This is a genomic window from Acinetobacter sp. ATCC 27244 (genome assembly GCF_000156555.1).
In the GTDB taxonomy this organism is placed as follows: domain Bacteria; phylum Pseudomonadota; class Gammaproteobacteria; order Pseudomonadales; family Moraxellaceae; genus Acinetobacter; species Acinetobacter haemolyticus.
Genome location: NZ_GG665961.1, coordinates 37,765 through 45,168 on the forward strand (window position 1 = coordinate 37,765; position 7,404 = coordinate 45,168).

The 7,404-nt window shown below is 38.4% G+C and carries 4 protein-coding genes and 1 pseudogene; 1 reads left to right on the forward strand and 4 read right to left on the reverse strand.

The genetic code is table 11. The annotated features are described in order from the left end of the window. The first annotated feature begins 423 nt into the window (after nt 1-423). Nucleotides 424-2,487 (forward strand): annotated as a pseudogene (locus HMPREF0023_RS11885) (putative bifunctional diguanylate cyclase/phosphodiesterase). A 67-nt stretch (nt 2,488-2,554) separates the two neighbouring features. On the opposite strand, the gene HMPREF0023_RS11890 reads toward HMPREF0023_RS11885, so the two are convergent. The 4 genes from HMPREF0023_RS11890 to HMPREF0023_RS11905 all read right to left on the reverse strand — a co-directional run bounded on the left by HMPREF0023_RS11890 (nt 2,555) and on the right by HMPREF0023_RS11905 (nt 6,998). Further along, nucleotides 2,555-3,700 carry an alpha/beta fold hydrolase gene (locus HMPREF0023_RS11890; protein WP_008942204.1) on the reverse strand — a complete coding sequence of 382 codons (1,146 nt, stop codon included), beginning with the start codon at nt 3,698-3,700 and terminating at the stop codon, nt 2,555-2,557. Between the two features lie 229 nt (nt 3,701-3,929). Beyond that, on the reverse strand, nt 3,930-4,637 hold the full coding sequence (locus tag HMPREF0023_RS11895) for a hypothetical protein (RefSeq protein ID WP_008942205.1): 708 nt from the start codon (nt 4,635-4,637) through the stop codon (nt 3,930-3,932). A gap of 294 nt (nt 4,638-4,931) precedes the next feature. Further along, on the reverse strand, nt 4,932-6,443 hold the full coding sequence (locus HMPREF0023_RS11900; protein WP_008942206.1) for a hypothetical protein: 1,512 nt from the start codon (nt 6,441-6,443) through the stop codon (nt 4,932-4,934). Between the two features lie 159 nt (nt 6,444-6,602). Further along, a complete protein-coding gene (locus HMPREF0023_RS11905; protein ID WP_008942207.1) occupies nt 6,603-6,998 on the reverse strand; it encodes a carboxymuconolactone decarboxylase family protein in 396 nt (131 codons plus the stop codon). Between the last annotated feature and the right edge of the window lie 406 nt (nt 6,999-7,404).

Below are 7,404 nucleotides of genomic sequence, written 5' to 3' on the forward strand. Positions count from 1 at the left end.
GGATAACAGAGTTATAACAATCTAAACAGAAAAATAGGCTTAATATTGATTATGTTTTGAACATACTTGTGTTGTTAAAATATCAAAATAAATAAAATTTTGCATAATCTGGGGGAGTTGTGCAGTTTAAATGTATATTGATAGCGAGATAGAACGATTATAAAAATCTAGCGAAGACGGAATTTATAGATAAAAATAGAATGAATGAAACAGTTGATTTCATTGGGGTGAAATAATTCTATGTTTATATTCTATTGATTTATAAAGTGAAAAAGACTTGACCTTATGCTAGATGATGTTATTGTTAAGAAAAGTTTATGAATTGTATTTCGTCGCTTTCTTGAGTGTGAAGGATCGTTCTGGTTTTTTGGGCATATTGCTCCGTAAATAAAAAAAAGTACTGAATAATCATGGAAGTCCTTTATGGTACACGTTGATTACGATAGCACATTGGTCATCGTTTCCATTCTGGTTGCAGTGGTAACATGATACGCTGCAGTTTCGATGGAAGAACTCGTTTTTAAAGCTGCTTATAAAAAGTTTGAAAAGAGCATTTTAATTGCGAGTGGTCTAATCCTTGGGTTAGCGATATGGTCAATGCATTTTGTGGGGATGCTGGCAAGTCATTTGCCAGAGGGATATCATTTTGATATCGGATTGACAGTATTGTCATATCTGATAGGTGCTGTTGCATCAATTTTTGCGGTATGGCTAACCACTCGACCTACTTTGCCGACTGCTCGTCTAATTTTAGGTGCGGTCTTTATGGGCTTAGGCATATCAGGTATGCACTATACCGGTATGATGGCACTGACGGTTGATTACCATCAAATGTATTATGATCCGTTGTTGGTCATTTGCTCGATTTTGATTGCAATCAGTGGCTCTGGTTTAAGCTTTTTCTTTGTTTTTAAATACAAGGTGGCAGTTCATCACCGTGTTGCTCTAAAAGCAGTTGTTGCTCTACTCATGGCGCTCAGTATCGTCGGTATGCATTACACAGGTATGGCGGCGACATATTTTAATGAAAGTCTATTTGACATCGCTACACCTGCACAAACTGAACAAAGTATTTTATTATTTACGATTATTTTTATTGCCAGTTTGGTTTTTGTTGCAGGCTTTGCTGTGGCGGTATTAGAAGCTCGTTTGGAGCAACGTAATCAGCAGCTCATGCTGATTAATAAAGAGCTTGCGACACAGTCACTGCATGACTCATTAACTAAACTGCCTAACCGTTTATTTTTAACTGACTACGCCGAAGTCATTTTCCCTCTTCATCATTTACACAATCAAAAAGTCGCATTTTTCTATATTGATTTAGACCGCTTTAAATCAGTGAACGATGCATTTGGACACCACATTGGTGATCAGCTCTTGATTCAAATGGCACATCGTTTGAAATCGAAGTTAAATGCAAATCAGCGGCTTTTCCGTATTGGAGGAGATGAGTTTGTTCTTATCTCAGAAAATACCGAAAGTGCTGAGGCAATGAGATTTGCAGATGAGATATTGCATCATATTCAAGAAACTTATTTGATTGCAGGGAAGGATATTAATATTTCAGCCAGTTTGGGGATCGCGATCTATCCTGAGCATGGCCGTAATATACAAGATCTTCTGATTAATGCAGATATCGCCATGCTGACCTCTAAAGATCAGGGACGAAATACCTATACAATGTTTCATGCAATGTCTGATCAACAGGATGTACGTAGTCAATCAAAATTGATCAATGACTTATACAAAGCTGTAGATGAGCAGCAGTTCGTTCTGTTTTATCAGCCGAAATTTACAGCGAATTACGAAGTCTGTGGTGTTGAGGCATTGATCCGATGGAAACATCCAAGCTTGGGATTATTAACGCCACAGATGTTTATTGACGGCGCTGAAAAAACAGGTTTGATCATTCCAATGGGCTATTGGGCATTAGAGCAAGCCTGTCAGCAAATTCAAAAATGGGAACAGAGTAACAGTCCGTTTTATCCGATCGCTGTAAATTTATCCGCACTACAATTTGAAAATAAAAAATTATTTAGTGTACTGGAACAATTGATCGCACAATATCAGATCAAACCACATAATCTAATTCTCGAAATTACAGAATCAACAGCCATGCATCACATTGATGCCAGTGTTCGCACTTTGGAACGCTTACGACAACTCGGTATTCGTATTGCGATTGATGATTTTGGAACAGGGTATTCGAGTTTTTTATATTTAAAAGATTTGCCTGTAGATGAACTTAAAATTGATCGTGGATTTATTATTGATTTGCAGCCAAACTCAAAAGAAGAAGCAATTTTAGAAAGTATCATCCACCTTGCCACAAAGTTGGGTTTAACCGTGACAGCGGAAGGTGTAGAGACTCAACAGCAAGCAGATATTTTAACTAAATTAGGTTGTCATCAATTACAAGGTTACCTGTTAGGGATCCCTGTCAATGTTGAAGGCTTGGTATTGCATCGGCAACAACATTTTGCTTAAGTATCAATGAGATTAGGTTGTTGCTTGGATATAAATCAACAACCTAAATTTCAATGGCATAGATGTTTTAATCAGACCGTTCCGCTAACCATTGGTTGACCACTGGCCAAACGGCTTGAGGTGCTTGATTGCCAGATACCAATCCCATATGCCCGCCAGCTACGATTTTGAATTGTTTATCTTCACTGCTAATCAAATCCATGAGTGGGCGAACAGCTTCAGCTGTGACGATGATGTCTGTATCTCCACCAATTGCCAGTACTGAGCAATCAATATCTTTTAGGTTTGCAACTTGATCTCCAAATTGAACTCGACCTGTTGATAACTCATTGTCTATCCAGAAGCGTATGATGATATCGCGCATGACACCACCAGGATAAGCCAGCATGTTATCGACAAAAGAACTTGAAGTTGCATGGTTGATCACAAACTGACGATCATTCAAATTCTTTAAAAGTTCCCAGTAGTTTTTGACGTTTCCGATAGGATCGGTAAGTTTGAAACCTAGCGTGTTTTGCCAGCCATGAATGTGAAAGACGCGACTTGGAATCTGACGAATACGAAAGTTGGTATTATTGCGAATCCATTTTGCAGGGATGGTCAGGCGCTGATAAAACTTGCCCATATAACCTGATTTATGCGTGTTAATTGGGGATGCTAAAATCAGTAGATTTTGGATGTTTTTGTCTTTGAAAAGTGCGGTGTAGCATAGCGAAAGTGCACCACCTAAACTCCAACCATAAAGTGAAAGCTGTTGCTGACCGCTATGCTCACGAACCTTTTCAATAAAATCAGGCATAAACGTTTTTACATAAGTACCAAGATTATATTTGGCTTGGTGTAGACTCGGGCTCCCCCAGTCAATGAGATAGACATCAAATCCTTGAGCCAGAAAATAACGAACTAGACTACGATGGGGAAATAGATCATAAATCAACATGTTCGCAGCCAAAGGAGGAACAATCACAAGAGGAATACGATGTCTAGGGGATTGATCCGAATGCGCAGTATAGTGACGTAAACTAATGATTTCACGCTGATAAATGACATCAAAAGGTGTTTTTCCTGATAAGACCAGTTGATGTCCTCTTAAAATACGATCAGCTGCGTTCGTAAATACATGTTGTGTGCGTTGAGCTGTACGACTGCTGAAGATTTTCTGTGCAGCTTGAGAACCAAGCAAATTACGTTTAACTTTTGGCAATTGAGTCATTGGAACCTAAAACTCTAAGGTTGCGATGGAATAGCCGCATATTAGAAGAAAAAAGAAATTAGCTCAGTGACTCATCTGCTTAACTTATATTCCAAAATGATCAATTTAAGTGTTTTACTATAAAAAACAGTCCCACTGACCGTGGAATGGAATTTTTAGAGGCAAATTACTTTTACTAGTCATTTCATGGTAATAGTCGAAAGATTTGCCCCTAAGGCGATTTTATAAATTATGGAAGCAAGGCTGAACTATATAAAACAAGCCCAAGTGAGAAGAAATCACTTTGCTTGCTTCTTTGTAATTGTTTTCCATAGCTTGTATCAAGTTGAATACGATCCTTGCGCAACATATAACGAAAACCTGTTTGTACGAATGATTCTTTGCGGTCATTGCCATATAACTCAGTCGTGAGTGCGAGGCGCGGAGCAACCTGCGTTTCACTACCCACTCCCCAAGTGAAAAAGTTCCGATGATCTTGTTTTTCATGTGACCAGCCAAGATTAGCATGCACTATAAAAGCATCATCCATAATGGATAGGCTGACTGGAACAGAGGTGTACCAAATCTGATCAGTGGAATCATTTACATTGAACTGACTACCGGTGACCAAGCCTATTCCCCAACTATTTGTTTCTAATGCTTTTAGTAATGTCTTGGCTTGTAGAACTGCATAATTTTGCGGGTCTGCTTGATCTGTATCCGTGCGTCCCATACCCAAGGCGAGTTCGAAGTTAGAGCCAAAATTACAAGCTGGAATACTCCAGTACTCTCGATCATCGGCATGTTTTTGCATCCACATTTCGAGTTGGCAGCTTTTTGCATCGACGACTGATGCATCATCTACATGCATTGGTCGCCCTGCAAAGAGCTGCATACTGATCGACAGTGCAGTGAAACTGAGAACGAGTTTTAGTAATTGACTTTTTAATTTGAACATACACATCACTCCTATTGTTGGAGGGCGAATGTGAGTGCTTGTTATCTCATTAAATCTTGGATAGATAAAACAGAGGTCTGAAAGATACAGATGACCTTACCTTGTATCCACAAGGAAAGGTCTTAAGAGAAGAGCTTTTTGTGGATACTAGACGAAAATAGATCGACTACAACTGTCGCTAGAACAAGTACTCACAATGAAGCCCCTTAAAATGAATTGCGCGGATTTTAGCAATCGATGACGCAAATTTACAAGTGAATTTTTCATGACGATCAATGTACATGTTTATCGATCTTAAAGCTTTTCTCTGACCCAACCATATGCCGCAGCAAAGGGCAGAGCTGTTCTCGCCAAATAAGGGACATGCCATAATCCGCCATGATTGGCATTTTCCATGATCAGTTCAAGTGGATGATCCAATACCTTTTCTGGGTTGGTCGCACTTTCTGGATTATTTAAATCATGTACCCAAAGTGCAGCCATAATTGCATTGGTGGTTTCGGGGCTAAATGTTTCAACTTTAAATAAATCTGCACCTGAAAAAGCTGCTTTTAAAATTGGATTTTTCACAACAGAATGAGTGGTTGTTGATGGGGCAATATTGATTACGGTTTTTTGACCACGCGCACGTGCAGAAATCGCAAACCACTGTTGCAAACGTTTTGCGAGTGCATAGTTTGGACCTTGCTCAATCACCATGCAGTCGGAAATGCCATATTGTTGACCATTATCTGATTGAATTAACTGTTTCAAATTGGGTTTGAAAAAGTTGCTAAGAGAAATATTGTGAATGGATTTAGTGAGCAGTTTTTCTACGATTGGGCGCTGTTTAATTTTATTCTGTATAGAATGTACGACTGCTTTTGGAATGGCATAGATATCGGTCGGCGTCAGCATAAACATGATACTACTATCTGGTTTGTGTTGACTGACTTGTTCCATGATACTGATCATCGCAATCGAAACACGGACATGTTTTTCCCCATCTAGATATGCGATACCTGCCAAATCTAAAGTCTCGGAAAAGGTGTTTAACCAATTGGCAATCTCAGGTGTTTGAGTCAGTAAATTGGCACCAAGCTGCTGTCCATCTTTTGTTGTAGAGATCTGAGGTGCAATTAAAGTCGCATTTCCTGTTTCAATCACTTTGGTAATTTTTTCCCAAATCGCAGGGTTTGGTAAATCAATTGCAACAATATTGGCACGCCATTTTGCCAGCCAACTTAAAGGACCTGCTTCTGAGCCTGCACCGAATAACACCATAGTGCGTTTTGATAAATCAAACCATTCAGGATGTTGATTGAGTAAGCGGAGTGCCTTGGCATGACTAGGTTCGATGACCTGTTGTTGTTCCCAAAGATCAATTTGCTGTAATAGCGCTTCGCCTTGTAATTTTTTGCCATGATAAGGAATAAACCACGGTTCAATGGTTGAACTGCCTGTTCCTTTTAAAATAAAACGTTCAAATGGTTGATCTTTAATATTTGCCATGGCATGACTTAAAGCATCATTTTGTTCTGCACGATTAAAATTAAATGAGGCTTTGGCCGCTTCCAGTCCACTTTGTGCAATTCGTATAGGATGATCGACTGATTCGATACCTGCTTTAACCAATTCTTGAAAATAAACAGGGTAATTTTTTCTCCAGTTTTTTTCGGCAATGAGTTTAGAGGCATAAGGTGAATCAACACTTTGTAGTGCTGATTTAAGGATTTGTTTTGCGGTTTGAGTTGTACTGGGTACTTTTCTTCCTGATGGTATCGGAAATTGTATGCCATCACGATTGGATTGTATTTTTTTACTCAACTGAATACTCCATTATCTTCAAACTTAATTCAAAAGATCTCATTCATCATCTATGCCATCTTAGTCACTCAATCAAGTAAAGAAGATGGCAAAATGTGTATTAATGAATTGAAGTTTTTATTTGATTGATATTGGAAGAGATTTAGTTCGCATTTAAAACTATTTATGCGTAGATTCTGGCTGATATTCATTGATCACTTCAAGTGCAGCGCGAAATGCTTCTTGTGTTGCTGGTGCACCGCAATAAGGTAGGCTATGCAATAAAACTTCCTGAATTTCTTCAACACTGGCGCCGTTATTCAATGCACCACGAATATGACCTTTAAGTTCCGTTGGGCTTTTTAGTGCAGTTAAAAAAGCAATCGTTACCAAAGAGCGGTATTTACGTGGTAAAACCCCTTCACGTTGCCAAGTTGACCCCCAAGCATGTTCATTAATCCAGCTCTGTAAAGGTTCAGTGAAAGGTACGGTATTGTCTTGTGCACGTTTTACGAATGATTCACCCATCACTTCAGTACGTACTTTAAGTCCATTTTCATAATCTTGTTGTGACATATTTTTTACTCTTGCTCAGATGAGATCGTTATTGAATTTAAGTATCGATATTTACTTAATAGTAGCTAAATCATGAAAGAAGCTAAAGTTACGATTTTGACTGAATGTTCTTCGAGTAAAGAATAATACCTAGTCTAATCTAGTGTATTGGGCGTTATTGAAAAGACGGTGGTTTGGTAAATAGATATCGTTATTTATCTTAATAAATCACTCAATAATAATTAATAAGATCGTGAAGAAGGATAAGAACGATATGAAAGAAACACCCAAAATAAGCTCTTTTTTCATGATTACACCTATTCGATTTCTATGTGTGTGTGAAGCGTGATATGTTTTTTATTAAAAATGTCTATTTTGCACATTTTAATAAATGGTGATGAAAGTGTCAAGCTATAATTGAGATGGG

Excerpts from the sequence above, each read along its gene's own strand:
- HMPREF0023_RS11890 (WP_008942204.1), bottom strand. The coding sequence starts at position 3,700 with ATGACTCAATTGCCAAAAGTTAAACGTAATTTGCTTGGTTCTCAAGCT.
- HMPREF0023_RS11895 (WP_008942205.1), bottom strand. The coding sequence starts at position 4,637 with ATGTTCAAATTAAAAAGTCAATTACTAAAACTCGTTCTCAGTTTCACT.
- HMPREF0023_RS11905 (WP_008942207.1), bottom strand. The coding sequence starts at position 6,998 with ATGTCACAACAAGATTATGAAAATGGACTTAAAGTACGTACTGAAGTG.